The sequence below is a fragment of the Pseudomonas sp. EA_65y_Pfl1_P113 genome (genome assembly GCF_963970525.1).
Taxonomy (GTDB): Bacteria; Pseudomonadota; Gammaproteobacteria; order Pseudomonadales; family Pseudomonadaceae; genus Aquipseudomonas; species Aquipseudomonas tritici.
In genome coordinates this window covers 1-453 of the sequence record NZ_CAXAQM010000577.1, presented here as the reverse complement: position 1 = coordinate 453, position 453 = coordinate 1, and the positions used below count along the sequence as shown (strand labels likewise).

The following is a 453-nucleotide window of genomic DNA, read 5'->3' as shown; positions in this document are numbered from 1 at the left end:
AGAAGGCCGCCGTCTCGACCCCGCCGACCCCGACGCGCACGCTCCCTCCAACGGGCCGCGTGATCCGCCGCACCGCGTCGCCATAGCGCTTGACCAACGCGAAGCGCACCGTGACGCCATCGCCCGTCCCCAGCACCTGGTCGCGCGCGCCCGGCGTCGCCGTCCCCGAACTGGCATCGAACGGGTCGCGCAACCGGAACCCGCGCGCCGGCCCCATCCGCGCGCGAAAGAAGCCGAGCAAGGTCGCGATATCGGCTTCGGATCGCACCCCCGGCCCGACATCGTAGCGCGTCCGCGCCTCCGCCCAGCTTGCATTGCGCGCCTCATGCCCGCCCGCGCTGGTGACGATCGCGGTCGAGAATTCCGGGCTGACCTCAGCCTCGCACCCCAAAGCGAGCGGGAACAGCACATCGTCGAAAGCCTGCACCGCATCCTCCGCCTCTTGGAAATGAA

At 70.6% G+C, this 453-nt stretch carries 1 protein-coding gene; it reads right to left on the bottom strand.

Translation table 11 applies throughout. The annotated features are described in order from the left end of the window. The coding region (locus tag AACY52_RS31160; protein WP_339561516.1) for a TIGR02217 family protein at nucleotides 1-453 on the bottom strand (453 nt) is incomplete at both ends.